The following is a 21,433-nucleotide window of genomic DNA, read 5'->3' as shown; positions in this document are numbered from 1 at the left end:
ATATTTATTCGACATCATACAGGCATAACCTTTGGTAGCGGTTATTGATGTATCAGTATCTATTGACAAGGAGTATAACTGGCTTTGTTTATTGCTTAAACATTAAAGAAGCAGATAAGCAATGATTAAAATGGATTTGTAGTATGAATGTGATGATTTCAGTGTATTGATTTATAAAATATATTTTTGGAGTGTATTTTATTGGGTCTGTTTTATAAAACATCAGCATTATTGATAGAATTATATATAAAGTAGGGCGATAAATGTGTCACGATTCAGGAATTATATATAAATAAAAAGGGAGCCTAAGCTCCCTTTTTTAAGGCCTGTTTACGAACAATTATAGTACGTGAACAGATGCAGTATTAGTTGTACCTGAAGCAACAAGTGCGCCAGAAACCATTACTACGATATCGCCTTTAGCGCCAAGACCAGTTTCTAACGCTAGTTCTTTACCACGAAGGTAGAATGCGTCAGTACTATCAATTGACTCAACAACAACAGGTGTAACACCTTTAGAAAGACATAGCTGTGCTGCTGTCTTAGTATTTGTTGTTACAGCAAGGATGCGTGCTGTTGGGAAGTACTTACGGATTGAACGAGCAGATTTACCTGCTTCAGTTGCAACGATGATTAGCGGAGCGCCTAGCTTCTCTGCTGTATCAACTGCACCTTTACATACCGCTTCAGTGATACGTAGACGTGGGCTATCTAGACGTGAACCTAGCTCAGCTTTAAGTACTTTATCTGTACGTGCACAGATTTGTGCCATGATAGTTACAGCTTCAATTGGGTATTTACCCTTAGCTGATTCACCAGAAAGCATTACTGCATCAGTACCATCCATGATTGCGTTAGCAACATCACCCGCTTCTGCGCGTGTTGGACGTGGGTTCTTGATCATTGAATCAAGCATTTGTGTTGCAGTGATAACAACTTTACGAGCGCGGTTACATTTCTCGATCATCATCTTTTGAGCAAAGATAACTTCTTCAACTGGGATTTCAACACCAAGGTCACCACGAGCAACCATGATACCGTCAGATGCTTCAAGAATAGCGTCAAAGTTATCAACACCTTCTTGGTTTTCGATCTTAGAAATGATCTGAATGTTAGCGCCGCCGTTTGCTGCTAGTAGAGCACGGATTTCTAGTACGTCTTCAGCCTTACGGATGAAAGATGCAGCAACGAAATCAACACCTTGCTCACAACCAAACTTAAGGTCAGCTTTATCTTTTTCAGCAAGTGCTGGAAGTTTTACAGAAACGCCAGGAAGGTTAACACCTTTGTTTTCACCTAGGTCACCGCTGTTAAGTACTTTACACTTAACTTCAGTTTCTGTTGTTTCCAACACTTCCATTTCAATTAGACCGTCGTCTACAAGGATAATGTTGCCTTTTACTAGGTCTTTAGCAAAACCAGGGTAAGTCACAGCCACACGGTCTTGGTTACCGATTACAGATGTATCTGTTGTGAAAGTGAAATCTTGACCAGCTACTAGAGTGAAGTCATTACCACCTTCTAGCTTGATAGTACGAATTTCAGGACCTTTAGTATCTAGCAAGATTGCTAGTTCTTTGCCTGTATTAGCCATAACTTCACGTAAGTTAGTGATACGCTGACCATGTTCTTCAAAGTCACCGTGTGAGAAGTTAAGACGCATTACGTTCATACCAGCGTTAGCTAGTTTAGTAAGCATTTCTACAGATTCAGTTTTTGGTCCAATCGTACATACGATCTTGGTCTTTTTCATTGAGGATACTCTCCGGACGAACTTGCTACCCAAGGGAAAATTAACATTAATCAATATTGGATAATCAACCTGTGGTTGCTATCTGATAGTGAGTAATGGATAAATAAAAAACTCTTTAAATATTACTTTAAAAAAGCGTTAGTGCGCTTTTGTAAAGTTCATCTTCAAATGATGTTGAGTGAGGTTAAATCCCCTGCATTATCATTGAACAAGCAGATAAATGCCTTTAGAACATTGATCCTAGCCCCAATATTCAAGCGCAAGATTATAGCAGATATTCCACCATTTAGCACCCTGAGATATAGCTGTTCATTGTTGATATTGCGTGTGACATAAAAATGATGATTATGTGGAAAAATAAAAACAAAGCTTTGCTATTTATCAAGTGTCGGCGTGTTAATTATATTTTTGTTTAGTTACAGTAATAAAAGATGGAAGTTGGTCATTTTTATGTGGTTTGAAAACGAAAAAAGGCTGAAGTAAAAAATACTTCAGCCTTTTCGAAATTTGGTGGCCCCTCCCAGACTTGAACTGGGGACCAAGCGATTATGAGTCGCCTGCTCTAACCACTGAGCTAAGGGGCCATATGCGGCAAATTATAGGGGATGGCGTGACACTTGTCTAGTGATTAACACCAAAAAATTGTTTGCTTTTTCGGCAGTTAGAATAATTGAATTAGTATCTCAAACTTTTAATGTTGCTATTGCATATAATAAAAAAGCGAGCTCAAGGCTCGCTTTTTTTGATAACGTTATCGAGTTTACTTATTCGTCAAGGAAACTACGAAGTACGTCTGAACGACTTGGGTGACGTAATTTACGTAACGCTTTCGCTTCAATTTGACGGATACGCTCACGAGTAACATCAAATTGCTTACCCACTTCTTCTAACGTGTGGTCAGTATTCATATCGATACCGAAACGCATACGAAGTACTTTTGCTTCACGTGGTGTTAAACCCGCGAGTACATCGTTAGTTGCAGCACGCAAGTTAGTCGCAGTCGCTGCATCCATTGGTAGTTGAAGTGTCGTATCTTCAATAAAATCACCTAGGTGAGAATCTTCATCATCACCAATTGGTGTTTCCATTGAGATTGGCTCTTTAGCAATCTTCAATACTTTACGAATCTTGTCTTCCGGCATTTGCATGCGTTCAGCCAATTCTTCCGGTAATGGCTCACGGCCCATCTCTTGAAGCATCTGACGTGAGATACGGTTCAATTTATTGATGGTTTCAATCATGTGCACAGGAATACGAATAGTACGTGCCTGGTCAGCGATTGAACGTGTGATTGCCTGACGGATCCACCATGTGGCGTAAGTTGAGAATTTATAACCACGACGGTATTCAAATTTATCAACGGCTTTCATTAGACCAATGTTACCTTCTTGGATTAGATCCAAGAACTGTAGGCCACGGTTGGTGTATTTTTTGGCAATAGAGATTACAAGACGTAAGTTTGCTTCAACCATCTCTTTTTTCGCACGGCGCGCTTTTGCTTCACCGATTGACATACGACGGCTGATGTCTTTGATACGCTCAATAGACAGACCCGTTTCTTGTTCAAGTATGCGTAGCTTTAACGTTGAACGACGAAGATCTTCTTCATAGTTCTTTAGACGTTCAGCGTAAGGCTTACCTGAGTTAAGTGCGGTGTCAATCCAATCACTGTTTGATTCATTGCCCGCAAATAGGCTAATGAACGTTTTCTTTGGCATTTTGCTGTTATCAACACACATACGCATGATAAGACGCTCGTTAGTGCGTACCTTATCCATAGAGTCACGTAGTGAGCTAACTAGACGATCAAATTGCTTTGGAATTAAACGGAATTGCTTGAAGATCTCTGATAGTTCTTCAACGGCAACTTCAGTGGTAGCGTGTTGACGACCGTGTTGATTAATGGCTAAAGCCATTTTTTCATAGGATTGACGTAGTTCTAGGAACTTTTCACGTGCTAATTCTGGGTCGATGCTACCATCGTCTTCTTCTTCGTTTTCCGCATCTTCGTCGTCGTCGTCGTCTTCAAGATCTTTATCTTCATCTTCAAGATCAGTTTCGCTGAGTTCTGAGCCAATGTGTGTTGCTGTTGGTGCTGCGGTAGCTTCTTCGTTAGGATCAACGAAGCCTGAAATGATATCAGTTAGACGAAGTTCATCGGCTTCAACTTTGTCAAACTGCTCAAGTAAATGAGCAATTGCTGAAGGATATTCAGCAACAGAGCATTGAACTTGGTTAATACCATCTTCAATGCGTTTTGCGATATCAATTTCGCCTTCGCGAGTAAGTAGTTCAACCGTACCCATTTCGCGCATGTACATACGCACAGGGTCTGTTGTGCGACCGATCTCGCTTTCTACGCTTGATAATGCTTGCGCCGCTGCTTCAATGGCGTCTTCGTCGGCATTATCTTCAGTCATCATGAGTTCATCGGCATCAGGGGCAGTTTCAACTACCTTAATGCCCATGTCATTAATCATTTGAATAATGTCTTCAACCTGATCAGAATCAACGATATCTTCTGGTAGGTGGTCATTTACTTCGGCGTAGGTCAGATAGCCTTGTTCTTTGCCTTTAGCGACAAGTAACTTTAGCTGTGACTGCGGATTTTGCTCCATAGACGGTATCCAACTTCGGGTCTGAGTGATAATTTAGTATGCAGAGTTGCAAACCAGTCATTATAACAAATTTCTTAATTGTTGACTACTTATTAGACAGGGCGATTCAGCGTTAATAGCTGTAATTCCTGCTTTTCTTCGACTGATAAGCCGACAGTTCTTGATTTAGTCTGCAACTGTTCAATTTGTTGATTAACGCATTGGATAATAATGTTATCCATTGCATCTAAAAATACATCGAGGCTATTGTCTTCATCATTCGACAACGGTAGCTCCCACGCGGCAAGCCGAGCCATCATGGCTTCATTCTTGGTGCCACGCCAATATTCTAAAAGCTGTCCTGTGCTAATATTGGGATTGTTTCGGCATTTATCAACTATCGAGAGCAATAAATTTAAACCTGCGAGCTCAATACCAGCAAATGCGTCCATATCAAATTCAAGCTGTTGCACAAAGTGTGGATGCTGAATTAATAAGGCAATAACTTCTCGCATCGGGGTGCGTTTAATTTGTACTTGGCCGACAGCTTTAGTGATCTGGCCATGTTTTGATAGCAGCTGCTGTAACTGTGCTTCATCGGGTAAACCGAGTTTTTTACCGAGTAACTCACGCAAGTATAGTCGCAGAGTGCCACCTGGTACTTTATCAATTAAAGGAACCGCTAATGTAGTTAGCTTGGCTTTTCCTTCGCGACTACTGGTATCAATTTGAACCATTAAGCTATTAAACAAAAAGTCCGATAGCGTTGTAGCGCACTCGATGCGTTGTTCAAATTGTGCTTTGCCTTCTGCACGAATACAAGAATCTGGATCTTCGCCATCAGGTAAAAACATAAATTTTAATTGGCGGCCATCGGTTAAGAAAGGCAATGCTTGTTCCATTGCGCGCCAAGCGGCTTCACGTCCTGCACGATCACCGTCATAACAACACACAATAGTGCTGGTTTGACGAAATAGGCTTTGAATGTGATCGCCAGTGGTGGCGGTCCCCAAAGATGCGACGGCATAATCGACGCCAAATTGAGCTAGAGCCACCACATCCATGTAGCCTTCAACCACCATGATTTTTTCAGGCTCACGATGGGTTTGTAATACTTCATATAAACCATAAAGTTCACGACCTTTATGGAAAATATCAGTTTCTGGTGAGTTAAGATATTTAGGGGTACCTTCACCTAATACTCGACCACCAAAACCAATTACTCGTCCACGGCGATCATGGATCGGAAACATCACTCGTCCACGAAAGCGATCATAGCGACGACCTTGGTCGTTTTCGATCAGCATTCCAGTATTAACAAGTGCTTTTTGCGATTCATTATCACGCCCAAAGCGAGTGCGTACCATGTCCCATTGATCGGGAATAAAACCGATATTAAATTTTTTAACAATATCGCCAGATAAGCCACGACCTTTGAGATAATCAACAGCAATCTGAGCATCTTGTGCTCGTAATTGTGATTGATAAAACTGTGATACTTGGCCCATTAATTCATAGTAGTTACGTTTATCTGCCGCTTTCGGCCCACGGGGGGCGGTGCCATCATTTTCACGTGGCACTTCTAATCCTAACTGTGAAGCTAGCTCTTCAATGGCATCGACAAACTCTAATCGATCATACTCCATGACGAAGTCAAGTACGTTGCCATGAACGCCACACCCAAAACAATGATAGAACTGTTTTTCTTGGCTTACCGAAAAAGATGGTGTTTTTTCATTATGGAATGGACAACAGGCACCAAAGTTCTTACCTTGTTTTTTGAGTTTTACACGCGCGTCAATGACATCGACAATATCATGTCGAGAGATCAAATCATCGATAAATGAACGCGGTATTTTTCCTGCCATAACAAAGTAAACAACCTAGAGTTAGTCAAAAAGAGTGTAACGGTAACACCGTTAAAGTGAGGATTGTCAGATACAAACAAGCCGCGCATTCCGAAAGAATAGCACGGCTTGTTGCAGAATAAGAGGAGTGATTAACCTAGCTTGATTTTCACCAGCTTGCTAACAATCCCCATATCGGCACGACCCTGAATTTGCGGTTTCAGTACGCCCATGACCTTGCCCATATCTTGCATGTTGACAGCACCAGTTGCAGCGATAGCTTCATCCATCAGAGCAGAGATTTCATCTTCACTCAATGGTTGAGGCATAAATTCTGCAAGAACACTGATTTCAGCATGTTCAACATCAGCAAGATCTTGACGGCCTGCAGCTTCATATTGTGCTACAGAGTCACGACGTTGTTTCACCATTTTGGTCAACACTACTAACACGTCGTCGTCGGAAAGAGTGATCTTTTCGTCAACTTCGCGTTGTTTAATTGCAGCAAGCACCAAACGGATGGCACCAAGGCGAGGTTTATTCTTCGCCTTCATCGCCGCTATTTGTTCGCTTTTTAGGCGTTCAATAAGAGTCATTACGCGATCCTTCTGTTTTATAATCGAACGATTAGTACAGACGAACGCGACGCGCGTTTTCGCGAGCCAATTTCTTCAGGTGACGCTTAACTGCCGCTGCTTTAGCACGCTTACGTACAGTTGTTGGCTTTTCGAAGTGCTCACGACGACGAACTTCAGAAAGGATACCTGCTTTTTCGCAAGAGCGCTTGAAACGACGTAGTGCTACGTCAAACGGTTCGTTTTCACGTACTTTGATTACTGGCATGTAATACTCACCTCAGAGTGATTCGGTTTAATACTGACGTCAAAGTGTCAGTCGATTAAAATGGTGCGAAATTCTAATCTGATTTGGGGGTATTTGTAAAGCATTCTGCGCCTATGAACTGGTTAATTTGTGTTAACAGCGGTAACATGGCACTCAATTACCCCCTTACAAACCTATGTGAATTATCGGTTGTTATTGAAACTAGACTGATTTTTTATATTGGATCACCGAATAGTAATAGAGGCTGTTATGCGTATATTGGGCATTGAGACCTCCTGTGATGAAACAGGTATCGCAATTTTTGATGATGAAAAAGGCTTATTGGCACATGAACTTTACAGTCAAGTAAAGTTACATGCCGATTACGGCGGTGTGGTGCCAGAGTTAGCATCACGCGATCATGTTAAAAAAACCATTCCATTAATTACTGCGACATTAGCCGCTGCGGGCTTAACCCCTGATGATCTTGATGGCGTTGCTTACACCGCAGGTCCTGGCCTTGTTGGGGCGTTATTGGTCGGTGCGACAATCGGTCGTAGTCTTGCGTATGCATGGGATTTACCGGCAGTGGCTGTACACCACATGGAAGGCCACTTATTGGCACCCATGCTGGAAGATAATGCGCCTGAATTTCCATTCGTAGCACTGCTTGTCTCTGGTGGACACACCATGATGGTTGATGTACGTGGTATTGGTGATTATCAAATTCTTGGTGAATCAGTTGATGACGCGGCGGGTGAAGCATTTGATAAAACGGCTAAGATGATGGGTTTAGATTACCCAGGAGGTCCGCTATTGTCCAAAATGGCAGAACAGGGCACTCCAGGCCGATTTAAGTTCCCGCGTCCAATGACGGACCGCCCAGGGCTTGATTTTAGTTTTTCGGGTTTGAAGACATTTGCTGCCAATACTATTCGTGGCAATGATGATGATCCACAGACACGTGCTGATATTGCTTATGCATTTCAAGAAGCAGTGGTAGATACTTTAGCCATTAAGTGTAAGCGAGCATTGAAGCAAACTGGTTATAAACGCTTGGTGATTGCCGGTGGTGTAAGTGCTAATAAATCATTACGCCAGCAACTTGAAACATTGATGAAAGGTATGCACGGTGAAGTGTTTTATCCGCGTACTGAATTCTGTACAGATAATGGCGCTATGATTGCTTATGCTGGTATGCAACGTTTGAAAAATAATGAATTAATGGATCTTGGGGTTAAGGTTTATCCGCGTTGGCCGATCGATCAGCTGAAGCCTGTTGCTTAATAGCGGTTATGTGTTAATTGAAACAAAAAGCGAGAATCAATGTTCTCGCTTTTTTTATGCATTTTTATTGCTTTTCGTTACTTTTTCGGGCAAATTTCTGCCATATTTTAGTTTCGTCGCCATCGAGTAAACGGCGAATATTGTCTTGGTGGCGGAAGATAATTAAGCAAGAAAGCATTGAAACTGGCATGGTGTATTCAGGTTTTACCATCCATGTCATCAGTGGTGCAGCCAAGGCAGTGATTAAAGATGCTAGTGAAGAGTAGCCTGTTAGTGCTAATGCTAATATCCAGATACTAATTAAGCTACCGCTAAGATCCCAACCGATAGGTGCTAATGCACCAAGCGCAGTTGCGACGCCTTTGCCACCTTGGAAATGAAAGAAAATCGGATAGATATGACCCAGACAAGCAGCAATGCCGATAATGCCTAACAGAAATGGGTTTAAGCCAAAAAAATAACTTAACCATACTGGGATCATACCTTTGAGAATATCAGCAACAAGAACTAATGTTGCTGCAACTTTGCCGCCGAGTCGAAGTACATTGGTCGCACCTGGATTATGTGAACCATGAGTTCGAGGATCAGGGAAATGGTACAGTTTTGAAATTAACACTGCACTGGAAATTGATCCTAATAAATAGGCAGCAATGATCATCAGTAACGCTAATGGTGTCATCCAATATCCCGATTATTTAAAGTTAAGTTGTGCTATGTATCGATAGTAAATGTTAGCTAGATCTTATCTTTATTAATATTGCCGCTGATAAATATCAGCGTGTTTATGGCTGTGATATAGTCACGATTATGGTCAACATTGAGTGTATTATTGACCTGTTAGCATTTATTAACGCTAGCTTATATAGCCTGATAATACGCGTTTTTGTGTGTATTAGGTATCCGACCTCTAACAAAATTAGCGATTAAATATGGATACGGTATTTATAGAACAACTTGAAGTTATCGCCACTATTGGAGTGTATGACTGGGAACAACAAATCAAGCAAAAATTAGTATTGGATTTGGAGATGGCTCACGATAATCGTCCTGCGGCAGCAACTGACGACGTTAATTTAGCGTTAGATTATTCGACGGTAAGTTCAGCGGTTACTGAGCATATTACTCAAGGCCGCTTTTTGTTAGTTGAGCGGGTGGCTGAAGATATTGCCAATTTAATTATGACTCGTTTTGCAGTGCCATGGATTAAAGTGCGAGTCACTAAACCAGGTGCTGTAGCTAATGCACGCGGGGTTGGGGTGCAAATTGAACGAGGTCTTAAGTAGTGATCACCGCTTATATCAGCATTGGCAGCAATGTTGAGCGTGAACATTATTTACCGGCAGGCGTCGCTGCAGTTGCGCAGCTGGCAACGTCATGGCGGATGTCACGTGTGTTTGAAGCTGAACCGGTTGGTTTTGATGGCGATAATTTTTTTAATAGTGTGGTTGAAATAAAAACATCACTATCATTAGCTACGCTACAACAGTCGTTAAAAGCGATTGAGCGCCAACTCGGGCGACCTGAGAATGCGACTAAAAATCAAAGTCGTACCATTGATCTTGATATTTTACTTTATGGTGATGTGATCAGTGAATGTTCGCCGAAGTTACCACGCTCTGATTTGTATAAGTTTGCCTTTGTCTTGTGGCCGATGAGCGAGTTATGCCCTGAGTTGGTTATTCCTGGGCAGCAACAAACGATTGCTGAATTATGGCAAAAATTTTCACCTCAACAGCAACTATGGCCTGTTGAATAATCTCGAGTAAGTTATTACTTGTATTGATAGTTAACAATATAAATTAAGGATAATGAATGAGTCACTTTGAAGCGATTATGCTTGCCCTGTTACAGGGATTAACAGAATTTTTACCTGTATCAAGCTCTGCCCATCTTATTTTACCTTCAGAAATACTGGGTTGGCCGGATCAGGGGCTGGCATTTGATGTTGCGGTGCATGTAGGAACGCTATTAGCGGTAATGATTTATTTCCGTAAAGAAGTCGTTACATTACTTGGCGCGTGGCTAGCTTCAATTTTTAAGCGTCAACATAATGCTGAATCGAAATTGGCATGGATGATTGTTATCTCAACTATTCCTGCCTGTGTTTTTGGCCTGTTGATGAAAGACTTTATTGAAATGTATTTACGTTCAGCATGGGTTATTGCTTGTACGACAATTATTTTTGGTTTGCTGCTATGGTGGGTTGATAAACACGCTAAGCAAACAGACAATGAATATCAAACCACATGGAAAAGTGCGGTGCTAATCGGTTTAGCACAAGCAGCAGCTATCATTCCAGGTACGTCTCGTTCAGGCGCAACCATGACGGCAGCATTATATTTAGGCTTTACACGTGAAGCGGCAGCACGGTTCTCATTCTTAATGTCGATTCCGATCATTCTTCTTGCTGGTGGTTACTTAGGTCTTAAGCTAGTAACAGGGACAGAGCCAATTGATATCAGTAACCTTAGTATTGGTATCGCGGTGTCGTTTGTCAGTGCGTATGCCTGTATCCACGTGTTCTTAAAGTTAGTAACCCGTTTAGGAATGACACCATTTGTTATCTATCGTTTAATTTTAGGTGTTGGTTTATTCCTATTTTTATGGGCTAAATAATCATCAATAAGCGCCTTACAAACAAGCCGACAGTATGTCGGCTTTTTTGTGGATCAAGATGAGGTTCGAATCGATTGTAAGTATTCATCGACGGCTTGAATACGCACTTGAGTCAGTTGATGTTTGATATCCGCCCCAGTAAAACCTGCAGCAATGATCGGTTTTACGGATACAGCTTGCGCAATATCAAAAACGGCAATAACGATATCAGCTTGGGGGTATGCCGTATCTTCTAAACCTTGACGACCACGAGCATCTGCGCGACAGCATATTGCTAGTTGTGCAATACGTTTCGGTTTTCGCCAGCCATCGATTTGATCAAAAATAGTAATAAACGTACTCGCTCGCATTTCTTGTGCATGGTGGATTTTAGTATGTTGGGCGCATACTAGTAGTGCGAGATCACGGTATTCATTGGGAACTTTAAGTCGTTGGCATAGCTGTTTGATTGGTTTAATCCCATCACGGCAATGGGTTTTATGGTGGGGTAAATCATCTTTAGGTGATAGTGCCTTACCGAGATCATGTACTTGGGCTGTAAAACGAATAATCGTATTGTCACTGAGCAATGCTGCTTGTTTAGCAACTAAGAGAGTATGGATACCACAGTCTATTTCAGGATGCCATTTAGCGGGTTGTGGCACACCAAATAAAGCATCGATTTCAGGCATGATCACCGCTAATGCACCACATTGGCGCAATACGGTTAAAAATATTTGAGGATCTTGAGTTGAGAGTGATTTTTGCCATTCTTTCCAAACTCGTTCTGGGGTCAAATTTGATAATTCACCACTGATAACAATCTCTTGCATTAATGCCATGGTTTCAGCTGCGATGGTAAAACCTAGGTGAGCAAAACGAGCAGCAAAGCGCGCAACTCGCAATACTCGCAAGGGATCTTCGCTAAATGCTGGTGATACATGACGTAGGATTTTATGTTCTAAATCATATTGACCTGAGTAAGGATCGATTAACTGCCCGTGTTGATCTTGCGCAATCGCGTTGATGGTTAAATCTCGTCGTAATAGATCTTGTTCGAGAGTAACATCGGGGGCGGCATAACAGGTAAAGCCAGTATAACCATGGCCTGATTTACGTTCAGTACGTGCTAGGGCATATTCTTGTTTGGTTTGAGGGTGAAGAAAAACGGGGAAATCATTGCCAATTTGTTCATAACCTAAATCAAGCATCATGGCAGGGGTTGTCCCCACAACCACCCAGTCTTGATCTGTTGTAGGTAAGCCTAATAAGGTATCGCGAACAGCACCGCCGACAAGATAGGTTTGCAATGAAGACTCCTTAAATACCGCAGGGGTTAATAGTTGTAGATCACAATAAAAATCACCATTATCACATCATGATAATGTTAATCGGTATTATTTTGTTAACCAATATACACTGATTTATTTAGCATCATGATAGCAAAGATCGATTCGCAATGAGAGTTTGTCAGTATTCCGCGATTTATACTGTTGCTGATTTTGTCGATGCTGTTACTGAATGCGCTTATCGATAGTGTCGACAATTTATCCATACATAACTTAAGTATCAGAGTATATATATGTACCAAGATTTTTTTGGCATAACCGAAGCACCATTTTCAATTGTGCCAAGTGCCCGTTTTCTTTATCTCAGTGAGCGTCATCGAGAGGCGTTAACTCATATGTTGTCCGGGTTAACTGATGGTGGCGGCTTTGGGTTATTAACCGGTGAGGTTGGAACGGGCAAAACCACAGTGCTGCGGGCAATGATTTCGCGGTTACCACAGCAAGCACAAGTCGCTGTTATTTTAAATCCAGCGTTGTCATCCCATGATTTATTAGCGACTATTTGTGATGAATTAGGCTTAAGTTATCGTGATGAGGCGAGTTTTAAGCAATTAACCGATATTATTTATCAGCATCTGATTGCTAATCATGCTGCGGGCCGACAGACATTACTATTAGTTGATGAAGCTCAGCATTTAATGCCCGACGTGCTAGAACAATTACGCTTGCTGACTAATCTAGAAACGGACAGTCGTAAATTATTAAAGGTAGTGTTAATTGGCCAGCCTGAATTACAGCAATTGTTACAGCAAGAGCGGTTACGCCAATTAGCCCAACGTATTACTTCCCGCTACCATTTACTCCCATTGACTGAAACTGAAGTGAGTGAGTATATTCATTATCGTTTAAGTGCTGTTGATTGCCTCTATCCAGTATTTAATGCCAATGTAATCAGCTATATCGCCAAACAAACTCAAGGTGTACCTAGGTTAATCAACTTGGTATGTGATAAGTCAATGCAGTTAGCGTGTCAGGGCGGGACGCATAGCGTTACTAAAACGATGGCTATTCAGGCTTGTGAAGATATTTTAAGTTGGCAAATACCGTCCACTGCCGCTCCTCGTTCTACAGCTTCATGGTTGCCTTGGACCATTGCGGCGACATTATGTGGCGTGATGGCAACCGTAGCATGGCAATATTGGCCACCATCGAGTTTGTCACAACCATTAAAATTAACGACAGCAAGCGCTCAAGTTTCAGCTGCTGCAAAAACAATAACTCCTGTTGCGGCGACGACTGCGACGAGCGTTGAGTCACGCTTAGCTGAGGTTATTAATGATAGCCGTCAGCAACGTAATGCGATGCAGAGTTTGTATCAATTATGGGGTTTTGATACAGCATTAAATCAAGCGACTTGCGCGACCAGTTCTCGAATTGCACTAACCTGTTTTTCTGGGTCAACCACTTTAGCTCGACTAGGTCTGATTAATCGACCAGTGATAGTGACTTTAAAAGATGGCCAGCAACAGCCGTTCTATGCGGTGGTTTATGCCATTACTGATAATCGGATTGAATTGCTATTGGATCATCAACGTATTTCAGTTACACCGGCATGGTTTGAAGCGCGTTGGGATGGTCAATTTAGTTTGCTATGGCGTCCACCATTAGGTGATAAGACCACGATTCGCTTTGGTCAAAGTGGTGCTCGAGTGGCATGGCTAAATCAGCAGTTGAATACTTTCTTAGGGGATAATGGACCTCAGGTGCGCTATTTTGATCAAACGGTACTCGATAAATTACGTCGTTTTCAGCGTTCGCAAGATATTGCAGCTGATGGTATTGCCGGGCCAATGACGCTGATGATCCTCGATTCAGCCCTTAATTTCCCAGGGCCTACGTTACAACCGGAGCAAGCATAATGTCTCAGTTATTAACGGCATTAAAGCAGTCAGATGCAAATAATGCGACCCAATCAAGCCAAGGGAACAGTAATGGTGAACCGATGAAAATTGTGCATCCGATGCGAGCGGTTAAAGCACAACAATCTCGATCTAAGTGGATTGTACCAATTTTGATTGCCTTGGTGCCCGCGGCTTCGATTGTGGCTTATAAGCTGTATCAACAGCATTCATTGGCGGCGATAGCAAAGCCAGCATCAGTGGCGTTATCAATGCCAATTAATGCTGTTTTAGCACCGCCTAAAAAACCAGTATTAGCGCCAGTAGAGGCTGATACTGATGTGATGTTTATGGCGTATCCGCAACTGGTTACTGAACCATTACCGATCAGTGATAGCCTTTACTCTGCTTCTCCAGCTGAGCTGTCACAAACGAATACGCCGTTAAATGATAATGATGACCAGTATTCTAATCTAGGACCAACTTATGATGATGCGGCGGTGATTGATCCCGTTAAACACGCCTCTAAGACATCAACAGCGGCTCATGACCCCTACAAGCTAGATAATCTCGATTTATCTGATTTATCTCCAGAGCTTGCAGCTAAGCTTAAATCAGCGATAGTTGCTACTGATGGTGAGCAATATCAAGATAGTGATGTTGATCGTAGTGCTGTGGAACGAGATAGTGTGCCAGTAACAACGGCCGTTGCGGCAAAAAAACAAGTAACGCCAATTGGTTTATTACCCGCAGCAGTGCAACGAAAGTTACCTAAAATGAACTTTAATCAGCATATTTATTCTTCTACTCCGGCTAAGCGGTGGGTAAAAGTGAATGGTCATGAACGTCATCAAGGTGACATGGTAGCGGCAGGGGTTAAATTAGTAAAAATTGAATCGCGAGATGTGATTTTGGCATTTGACGGCTATCAATTTAGTATGCCAGCACTATCTGAATGGTAATAGTGACAGCAGATTAATTAATCAACAGGCAGCTAATGTGTTAGCTGCCTTTTTGGTGGATTCGTGAAATAACACTAAGTGGTTGCTTACGCCCAGCCATTGGTGCGTTTGCGACGACGAGGTGTGATATGTGGTAACAGTAATCCAAATAACAACCCTGCTCCAGCGACTAGCCCGCCATAAGTAAACCACCTCATCAACAAGTCATCTTTTTGAGTATCAATTTTGGCACGTAAAGTACGCACTTCATCTTGAGCAATCGTTAGTTCGTTTTGTAATTGATTATTACGGGTTTCAAATTGGTTAATTTGGCTATTACGTTGAACCAACGTTTTATTGAGTTCGCTATTTTGGGCGTTATTACTTGTTAGTGCCTCGGCAAGCTGCGCTTTTACTGTTGTAAGTTCAGCTTCTAGAACCGGTAAACGCTCTTTGAGTGCGACATCGGTAGAAAGAAACTTAGATTCAACCCAGCCACTACGACCTCGGTCATCGGTAATATGGCTATAGTTTTTATTGGTTTCTAATACTGTTACTGGTGAGCCAGCATTAACGCTACCGACAATGCGGTATTGGTTACCTGGACCTTTTAGTAGGTAAGTAAATAAGTTATCAGAAATATAATGAGCTTGTTCAGCATTAGCTATCGGGCTAATTAGTGTACAACAGAACAAAAAAAAGCTTATGAGATACTTCACTATCGGATCCTTGATGAACCTGAAATGGTTGAGATCGAGGATAGTAAGAGCTTTAAAGGAAGGGAGCAAGAAAAGAGAGAGGGGGAGACCTCTCTCTTTGAACTCTGCCACTATTTAACTAAATAATGCTTGCATAATGTAGAAGAAAATGACAGCAAGTAATGCACCTGCTGGTAAAGTCACAATCCATGATGCAACGATGTTGCGAACAACACCAAGGTTAAGAGCAGCAATGCCGCGAGCGAAACCTACACCCAATACCGCACCAACAAGAGTTTGTGTGGTTGAGATAGGTAAACCTGTGCCTGATGCTAGTACAACAGTTGATGCTGTTGCTAACTGAGCAGCAAAACCACGGCTCGGTGTTAACTCTGTGATGCCTGTACCTACGGTAGCCATTACTTTATGACCAAGAGTAGCTAGACCGATGACGATACCAATACCACCTAGTGGAAGGATCCACCATGCGATTTGGCTTTGCGCTGCAATTTGTCCTGAGTGTTCAATGGTTGAAACAACCGCTGATAGTGGACCAATTGCATTTGCTACGTCGTTTGAACCATGGGCAAATGCCATCGCACACGCAGTAACAACCATCAATACGCTAAATACACTTTCCACACCAGCATAACCATTGCTATCAATTAGATCATCATCAGCATATTTACGCTGAATGTAGAAGTAACCTACAATCATGATAACCAAAGAGACACCAATGGATGCGATCCAAGCTTCACCTGTAGATAAATGCAAACCTATATGCTTCAGACCTTTCTTAATTGTTACCAATGCAATGACCATCGCCGTGATAAACATATAAACAGGAACGAAACGTTTTGCATTTTTCATCGGGTTATCAGTATCAAAGATTAATCTTTGAGCACTGATAAAAATCAGATACGCAAATATACCGGCAATAAGCGGTGTAATTAACCAGCTACCCACAATACCTTGGATTGAATGCCAATCCACTGCATTGGTGCCAACTGACACACAAGCAAAACCGATGATAGCACCGATAATTGAGTGTGTTGTTGAAACAGGCCAGCCCATAAAAGAAGCGACAAGTAGCCATGTACCAGCAGCAAGAAGCGCTGACATCATGCCAAAAACGAGGGTTTCAGGGTGGGCTGCATATAGAGAAGTTTCGATAACACCCTTGCGAATAGTATCGGTAACTTCACCACCTGCAAGATAAGCACCTGCAAATTCAAAAATCATCGCAATGATGATCGCTTGTTTTACTGTAAGTGCTTTTGAACCAACTGAAGTACCCATGGCATTGGCAACATCATTTGCACCAATACCAATCGCCATCAAAAGACCAAAAAAAGCTGCCACTCCAATTAATAGAGTGCCGTAGTTAGCCAGGATTTCCATTGTAAAACCTTGTTTTGTTTAATTCCCGTTATTAAGAACGCGAGAGCATAATTTCTAAACGTGAGCCGACCCGCTGTGCTTGATCAGCAATTGCGCCTACCCACTCGAGAATTTTGTACAGGAACATGACATCCACCGGGCTGTGTTGGTCTTCGATGGACATTAATTGTTGACGTAAGACAACCTGCATAGCATCGGTATCGTCTTCGATAACATCTAGCTGATTAATCATTTCGGCAACAAGCGTCACTTCTCTGCCTTTGAAACCAGTTTCGAGTAATTCATCCAGTTCATTGATTACACGGCGAGCTTGATCAGCTGCGTCTAAACAACGTTGAATGTATGCCACAAAATCTGGGTACATGATAGCAGGCATCTGTAGCTTACGTCCTAAGACTCGACCAGCGATATCTTTGGAGAGGTTAGCTAATTTATCCTGCTGGGTTAACAGTCCTAACATATCAGTACGATCTACTGGCATGAAAAGACCACGAGGAAGCTTCAGACGGATCTCACGCTTAAGCACATCCGCATCTTTTTCAAGTTGCGAGATTTGTTCGCGTAAAATAGCCGCCTTTTCCCAGTCTCCAGCATTACATGCTTCAAAGAACGGGATAAGCAGATCACAACATTCAGTTACGCGAATAACATGACGTTGTAGTGGTTTGATTGGGGATTTTGCAAAGAGCCCCATTATTGTATTTACTGGCATAGCCGATCAACCTAAAGAGCGCCCGAATAAGGCTAAATCTTGAGCGATGGTCATTGAATCGCGCATGTTAACGTATTAAAGAGTATAGTGGAACCAGTTTTGATCAAGGTTTTATTGATATTTCTCACTTGCCCTTGAGTGAATAAGCAAATATCCTTGGTTTGCCACTGTTTATAGGTATAACTATGGAAACCGAGATAGAACTGAAGTTTTTTGTCTTACCAGAATTTTCAAAGCAGCTATTGGATAAAATTTCCGCAGCTAAAATTCTGCAACAGAGTCGTCGCGAGCTGGGTAATGTTTATTTTGATACCCCAGATCAATTATTGCGCCAGCATGATATTGGTTTACGTATTCGTCGTTTTGATGATGTGTTTGTTCAAACATTGAAAACGGCAGGCCGCGTTGTAGCTGGATTACATCAGCGTCCTGAATACAATGTTGAAGTAAATAGTACTGAACCAAGTTTAGCACTCCATCCGATGGATGCTTGGCCACAGGACTTTGATGTGGTTGCGGTACAGCAGCAAATTCAGCCATTATTTAGTACTGATTTTATACGCCAGCAATGGTTAGTGGCGATGCCTGATGGTAGCCAAATTGAATTAGCATTTGATCATGGTGAAGTGAGTGTTGATGATAAACGTTCGCCAATTTGTGAAGTGGAATTAGAGCTTAAATCAGGTCAAACAGATGCTTTATTTACTTTAGCGCGTGAATTATGCACTGATGGTGGCATGCGATTAGGTAATCTTAGCAAGGCTGCTCGTGGCTACCGACTTGCTGCTGATTATCAAGGCGATCCGATTAAGCCGTTGGTGTTTGTTGAAACAACTGTTCAAGACTCAGTTGAAACAACGTTCATTAATACGCTTGAGCATGCGCTAGAACATTGGCTATATCATGAGCAAATTTACGTCGAGCGCCAAGATCCGCAAGCGTTAGTACAAATTTCACAAGCATTGAGTTTATTACGTCAAACATTTGCAACTTTTGGCGGCATTATTCCACGTCGTGCCAGTGCCTTGTTACGCCAAGAATTGCAATGGTTAGAAGGTGAGCTTGATTGGCTAGAAGAAGCGAATAGCATTCAAGAGTTGGTTGACGATAAAGCCCATATACTCCGTAAGCTTAATGTTCGCAAAGAGTTACAGCAGCAATTGGATCTTCGTTATACCCAATTACCTGATAGCGAAGATATGATCCAATTAATGCGATCAGCTCGCTACTGTGGCTTATTACTTGATTTAAGTCGCTGGATTTTAAGTCGAGGTTGGCAGCCATTCCTTGATGATAAGTCACGTGATAAGTTGGCCGCTCCCGTGAAACCGTTTGCAGATAATATGTTAACTCGTTCATGGTCTGAGTTACTTGATGTTTTTCCGGCTGAACGACAACTTAGTCGGATTGATTACCTTGATCAAAAACCACGTTTAGTACGTAATTTGATGAGCGGAATTGCTTTTGCTGGTTTGTATGATGAAGAACGCCGTGCTTGTTTTAGAATGCCATGGCTAGATTTATTACAAGGTTTAGAAGATTTACGCGAATTAGAACCAATTAGGCGGTTATTACCTTTATTTGAAGGGGATGATTTAGCACAAGTAGAAAAATGGTTACAGCGTCAAGAAGAATCATTACTACATGCAATGAGTCAAACGCGCCATATTAGTATCGAGTTGACGCCTTACTGGCCATAACTTAATACGGAGAAAAATTGGTATCTAATAACAACGCCTCGCTTTATGCGGGGCGTTGTTGTATGTGGGTTAACGATAAGTTTTGCAACAACAACAATTGCATGTGGCGTAGATCATATTTTGAACGGTATGTTTGAGTCGCGACTAAATATTTAACCTTTGATGTCGATAACTAACCATGAGAACAAAGCAATGATGCTAATTGGCGATATTACTGGCTTACGAATAACGCTGTCACTATAAATGTGAAGGGTTTAAACGTTAGCACTATGGAGAAGATAAATGGCAGCGCTAATGTTTAAGCCGTGGGAAAAGTGGTTAACAAATCTTAAGTTAAGACCCAAACTGATATTACTAATCGTGGTTAGTTTGCTGTTGTTAATTGGTAAGCAGTTGTGGAATGTCGAGTTATTCTATCAATCGGTTATCGTCAATCAGCAAGATAAAGTCCAACAATTAGCGCAATCTAATGCTCAGACTTTAACGGCGTTAATGGCTATTGAAAACCAAGATTTTACTTTAGCTGAACAAGCATTAGCAGCAACAGTGGCTAATAATGGTGTATACGTTATTGATTATAGTAATGATAAAAAGCTTGCTCAGTCTAAGCTTAATCAGATAATTAATCTTAAACAGCCATTGCAAAGTGGCCAAACCCTCAGCAGTCTTATTAAGACTAATCAAACCCAACAGCCATTTGCGCTGCAAGATGAGCAAGGTTATGGTTATATTGTTAAGCTCCCAAGCTTAAATTTAGCGGTAATTAGTTATCAATCTAATGCACAGGCGTTAAATCATTATCAGCAATATTTAATCCAGATAGTATGGCAAACCGCATTGATCACGGTGATTTTTATCGTGATTTTGTTGCTGGTGTCGAGAATTATGTTGCGCCAGATCGGTTGCTTAAAGCAAAGTATTCAAGCATTGGCAAATAATGATTTATCGCAACCAATGCTAATGGATTGTCGTGATGAATTTGGTGAGTTAAGTCGTGAGCTTGAGCAAGGTCGTTGTCAGTTAACTGCGGTATTTGTTGCCCAACGTCAGGCCGCAACTACGCTCTCACAAGCAGCTGAAACTATGTCGTTAATGATGGAGCAAACTAAGGAATCTGCCCAAGAAGAGTTTGCTGAAATTGATCAATTAGCTTCAGCGATGGCAGAAATGACATCGACAGTACAAACTGTTGCAGGTCATGCCCGTGATGCGTCTAATGCAACCCTTGATACCTCGGAACAAGCAGCGCAAGGACAAAAGTTTGTTAGTCGAACGATGGTGACGATTAACCAATTATCGAATGATATTACCCAGTCAGCCGCCGCTGTAAATCAAGTAGAGACACGGGTTGATAAAATAAGCTCAGTGATTGTGACGATTCAAAGTATTTCAGAGCAAACCAATTTATTAGCACTTAATGCCGCGATTGAAGCTGCGCGTGCGGGGGATGCTGGGCGCGGTTTTGCTGTTGTTGCGGATGAAGTACGTAATCTAGCCCAGCGGACACAAACTGCCACGGTTGAAATTCAAGATATGATCGCCCAATTGCAGCAAAGTGCTCAGCAAGCGGTAACATTAATGGAGCGTAGTGTCGTTGAAGCGACTGAAGGGGTTGATCTTGTTACCAGTGCTGGAGATGAATTAAATAAGATTGTCGAACAAATTCAGCAGATTAATGATATGAACTTTCAGATAGCCGCTGCTGCTGAACAACAAAGTACCGTTGCTGATGAGATGAATATGAACTTAACCAATGTACGGGAATTAGTCGACGGCTCGGTGGGTGTGGTGACTGAGTTAACCCAAACCGCAGTGGAAATGCATCAGCAAGCGAATGATTTGGAAGCAAAAATAGATACTTTTAAAGTGTAAGTAAAGAGTAGCTTGCTCAAT

The 21,433-nt window shown here is 41.9% G+C and carries 18 protein-coding genes and 1 tRNA gene; 8 read left to right on the top strand and 11 right to left on the bottom strand.

Annotated features, from left to right (window positions below; genetic code table 11):
• Nucleotides 1-340: 340 nt before the first annotated feature.
• The 6 genes from pykF to rpsU all read right to left on the bottom strand — a co-directional run bounded on the left by pykF (nucleotide 341) and on the right by rpsU (nucleotide 7,040).
• A complete protein-coding gene (gene pykF, locus PPBDW_RS13780) occupies nucleotides 341-1,753 on the bottom strand; it encodes a pyruvate kinase PykF (RefSeq protein WP_036796155.1) in 1,413 nt (470 codons plus the stop codon).
• Between the two features lie 508 nt (nucleotides 1,754-2,261).
• Nucleotides 2,262-2,337: transfer RNA gene (locus PPBDW_RS13775), tRNA-Ile, on the bottom strand.
• Nucleotides 2,338-2,517: 180 nt separating this feature from the next.
• Nucleotides 2,518-4,371 (bottom strand): RNA polymerase sigma factor RpoD, encoded by a 1,854-nt coding sequence (gene rpoD, locus PPBDW_RS13770; RefSeq protein WP_036796154.1) that lies wholly within the window; start codon nucleotides 4,369-4,371, stop codon nucleotides 2,518-2,520.
• Between the two features lie 92 nt (nucleotides 4,372-4,463).
• Nucleotides 4,464-6,218 (bottom strand): DNA primase, encoded by a 1,755-nt coding sequence (gene dnaG, locus PPBDW_RS13765; protein ID WP_036796153.1) that lies wholly within the window; start codon nucleotides 6,216-6,218, stop codon nucleotides 4,464-4,466.
• Nucleotides 6,219-6,349: 131 nt separating this feature from the next.
• Nucleotides 6,350-6,793, bottom strand: coding sequence for a GatB/YqeY domain-containing protein (locus tag PPBDW_RS13760; RefSeq protein WP_036796152.1), 444 nt, complete (start codon nucleotides 6,791-6,793; stop codon nucleotides 6,350-6,352).
• 31 nt (nucleotides 6,794-6,824) lie between these two features.
• Complete coding sequence (rpsU, locus tag PPBDW_RS13755; RefSeq protein ID WP_005301411.1) at nucleotides 6,825-7,040, bottom strand: 30S ribosomal protein S21; 216 nt, start codon at nucleotides 7,038-7,040, stop codon at nucleotides 6,825-6,827.
• A gap of 249 nt (nucleotides 7,041-7,289) precedes the next feature.
• On the opposite strand from rpsU, the gene tsaD reads away from it, so the two are divergent.
• Entirely contained in the window at nucleotides 7,290-8,306 is a 1,017-nt protein-coding gene (gene tsaD / locus PPBDW_RS13750; RefSeq protein ID WP_036796150.1) for a tRNA (adenosine(37)-N6)-threonylcarbamoyltransferase complex transferase subunit TsaD, read from the top strand.
• A 64-nt stretch (nucleotides 8,307-8,370) separates the two neighbouring features.
• Here the strand turns inward: tsaD and plsY are convergent, their stop codons facing one another.
• Nucleotides 8,371-8,985, bottom strand: a complete 615-nt coding sequence (plsY, locus tag PPBDW_RS13745; RefSeq protein WP_036796149.1) for a glycerol-3-phosphate 1-O-acyltransferase PlsY — start codon at nucleotides 8,983-8,985, stop codon at nucleotides 8,371-8,373.
• 250 nt (nucleotides 8,986-9,235) lie between these two features.
• On the opposite strand from plsY, the gene folB reads away from it, so the two are divergent.
• The 3 genes from folB to PPBDW_RS13730 are packed head-to-tail and all read left to right on the top strand — an operon-like array spanning nucleotide 9,236 to nucleotide 10,922.
• Nucleotides 9,236-9,589, top strand: a complete 354-nt coding sequence (folB, locus tag PPBDW_RS13740) for a dihydroneopterin aldolase (RefSeq protein WP_036796148.1) — start codon at nucleotides 9,236-9,238, stop codon at nucleotides 9,587-9,589.
• Entirely contained in the window at nucleotides 9,589-10,062 is a 474-nt protein-coding gene (gene folK / locus PPBDW_RS13735) for a 2-amino-4-hydroxy-6-hydroxymethyldihydropteridine diphosphokinase (RefSeq protein ID WP_036796147.1), read from the top strand. Before folB ends, folK begins: the two co-directional genes overlap by 1 nt.
• 56 nt (nucleotides 10,063-10,118) lie before the next feature.
• Nucleotides 10,119-10,922: an undecaprenyl-diphosphate phosphatase gene (locus tag PPBDW_RS13730; protein WP_036796146.1), complete on the top strand. Its 804-nt coding sequence runs from the start codon at nucleotides 10,119-10,121 to the stop codon at nucleotides 10,920-10,922.
• 53 nt (nucleotides 10,923-10,975) lie between these two features.
• Here the strand turns inward: PPBDW_RS13730 and PPBDW_RS13725 are convergent, their stop codons facing one another.
• The gene (locus PPBDW_RS13725) at nucleotides 10,976-12,211 is read right to left on the bottom strand and encodes a multifunctional CCA addition/repair protein (RefSeq protein ID WP_036796144.1); all 1,236 of its coding nucleotides are present in this window, start codon (nucleotides 12,209-12,211) and stop codon (nucleotides 10,976-10,978) included.
• 272 nt (nucleotides 12,212-12,483) lie between these two features.
• On the opposite strand from PPBDW_RS13725, the gene PPBDW_RS13720 reads away from it, so the two are divergent.
• Nucleotides 12,484-14,109, top strand: coding sequence for an AAA family ATPase (locus PPBDW_RS13720; RefSeq protein ID WP_036796143.1), 1,626 nt, complete (start codon nucleotides 12,484-12,486; stop codon nucleotides 14,107-14,109).
• Nucleotides 14,109-15,050 carry a general secretion pathway protein GspB gene (locus tag PPBDW_RS13715; RefSeq protein ID WP_036796142.1) on the top strand — a complete coding sequence of 314 codons (942 nt, stop codon included), beginning with the start codon at nucleotides 14,109-14,111 and terminating at the stop codon, nucleotides 15,048-15,050. Before PPBDW_RS13720 ends, PPBDW_RS13715 begins: the two co-directional genes overlap by 1 nt.
• An 86-nt stretch (nucleotides 15,051-15,136) precedes the next feature.
• On the opposite strand, the gene PPBDW_RS13710 is transcribed toward PPBDW_RS13715, so the two are convergent.
• The 3 genes from PPBDW_RS13710 to PPBDW_RS13700 form a co-directional block, all read right to left on the bottom strand.
• Nucleotides 15,137-15,748 (bottom strand): TIGR04211 family SH3 domain-containing protein, encoded by a 612-nt coding sequence (locus PPBDW_RS13710; protein ID WP_036796140.1) that lies wholly within the window; start codon nucleotides 15,746-15,748, stop codon nucleotides 15,137-15,139.
• A 114-nt stretch (nucleotides 15,749-15,862) separates the two neighbouring features.
• Entirely contained in the window at nucleotides 15,863-17,128 is a 1,266-nt protein-coding gene (locus tag PPBDW_RS13705) for an inorganic phosphate transporter (RefSeq protein WP_036796139.1), read from the bottom strand.
• Between the two features lie 31 nt (nucleotides 17,129-17,159).
• Entirely contained in the window at nucleotides 17,160-17,840 is a 681-nt protein-coding gene (locus tag PPBDW_RS13700; protein WP_036796137.1) for a TIGR00153 family protein, read from the bottom strand.
• Between the two features lie 185 nt (nucleotides 17,841-18,025).
• On the opposite strand from PPBDW_RS13700, the gene PPBDW_RS13695 reads away from it, so the two are divergent.
• Nucleotides 18,026-19,540: a CYTH and CHAD domain-containing protein gene (locus PPBDW_RS13695; RefSeq protein ID WP_036796136.1), complete on the top strand. Its 1,515-nt coding sequence runs from the start codon at nucleotides 18,026-18,028 to the stop codon at nucleotides 19,538-19,540.
• Nucleotides 19,541-19,822: 282 nt separating this feature from the next.
• Nucleotides 19,823-21,412, top strand: coding sequence for a methyl-accepting chemotaxis protein (locus PPBDW_RS13690; RefSeq protein WP_036796135.1), 1,590 nt, complete (start codon nucleotides 19,823-19,825; stop codon nucleotides 21,410-21,412).
• Nucleotides 21,413-21,433 lie beyond the last annotated feature (21 nt).

Source organism: Photobacterium kishitanii, from assembly GCF_000613045.3.
Lineage (GTDB): Bacteria > Pseudomonadota > Gammaproteobacteria > Enterobacterales > Vibrionaceae > Photobacterium > Photobacterium kishitanii.
This window is presented reverse-complemented; position numbering and strand designations above follow the sequence as displayed.

Bases quoted from the DNA above. Each gene is read 5' to 3' on its own strand.
- pykF (WP_036796155.1), bottom strand. From the start codon at position 1,753: ATGAAAAAGACCAAGATCGTATGTACGATTGGACCAAAAACTGAATCT.
- rpoD (WP_036796154.1), bottom strand. From the start codon at position 4,371: ATGGAGCAAAATCCGCAGTCACAGCTAAAGTTACTTGTCGCTAAAGGC.
- dnaG (WP_036796153.1), bottom strand. From the start codon at position 6,218: ATGGCAGGAAAAATACCGCGTTCATTTATCGATGATTTGATCTCTCGA.
- PPBDW_RS13760 (WP_036796152.1), bottom strand. From the start codon at position 6,793: ATGACTCTTATTGAACGCCTAAAAAGCGAACAAATAGCGGCGATGAAG.
- rpsU (WP_005301411.1), bottom strand. From the start codon at position 7,040: ATGCCAGTAATCAAAGTACGTGAAAACGAACCGTTTGACGTAGCACTA.
- tsaD (WP_036796150.1), top strand. From the start codon at position 7,290: ATGCGTATATTGGGCATTGAGACCTCCTGTGATGAAACAGGTATCGCA.
- plsY (WP_036796149.1), bottom strand. From the start codon at position 8,985: ATGACACCATTAGCGTTACTGATGATCATTGCTGCCTATTTATTAGGA.
- folB (WP_036796148.1), top strand. From the start codon at position 9,236: ATGGATACGGTATTTATAGAACAACTTGAAGTTATCGCCACTATTGGA.
- PPBDW_RS13730 (WP_036796146.1), top strand. From the start codon at position 10,119: ATGAGTCACTTTGAAGCGATTATGCTTGCCCTGTTACAGGGATTAACA.
- PPBDW_RS13720 (WP_036796143.1), top strand. From the start codon at position 12,484: ATGTACCAAGATTTTTTTGGCATAACCGAAGCACCATTTTCAATTGTG.
- PPBDW_RS13715 (WP_036796142.1), top strand. From the start codon at position 14,109: ATGTCTCAGTTATTAACGGCATTAAAGCAGTCAGATGCAAATAATGCG.
- PPBDW_RS13705 (WP_036796139.1), bottom strand. From the start codon at position 17,128: ATGGAAATCCTGGCTAACTACGGCACTCTATTAATTGGAGTGGCAGCT.
- PPBDW_RS13700 (WP_036796137.1), bottom strand. From the start codon at position 17,840: ATGCCAGTAAATACAATAATGGGGCTCTTTGCAAAATCCCCAATCAAA.
- PPBDW_RS13695 (WP_036796136.1), top strand. From the start codon at position 18,026: ATGGAAACCGAGATAGAACTGAAGTTTTTTGTCTTACCAGAATTTTCA.
- PPBDW_RS13690 (WP_036796135.1), top strand. From the start codon at position 19,823: ATGGCAGCGCTAATGTTTAAGCCGTGGGAAAAGTGGTTAACAAATCTT.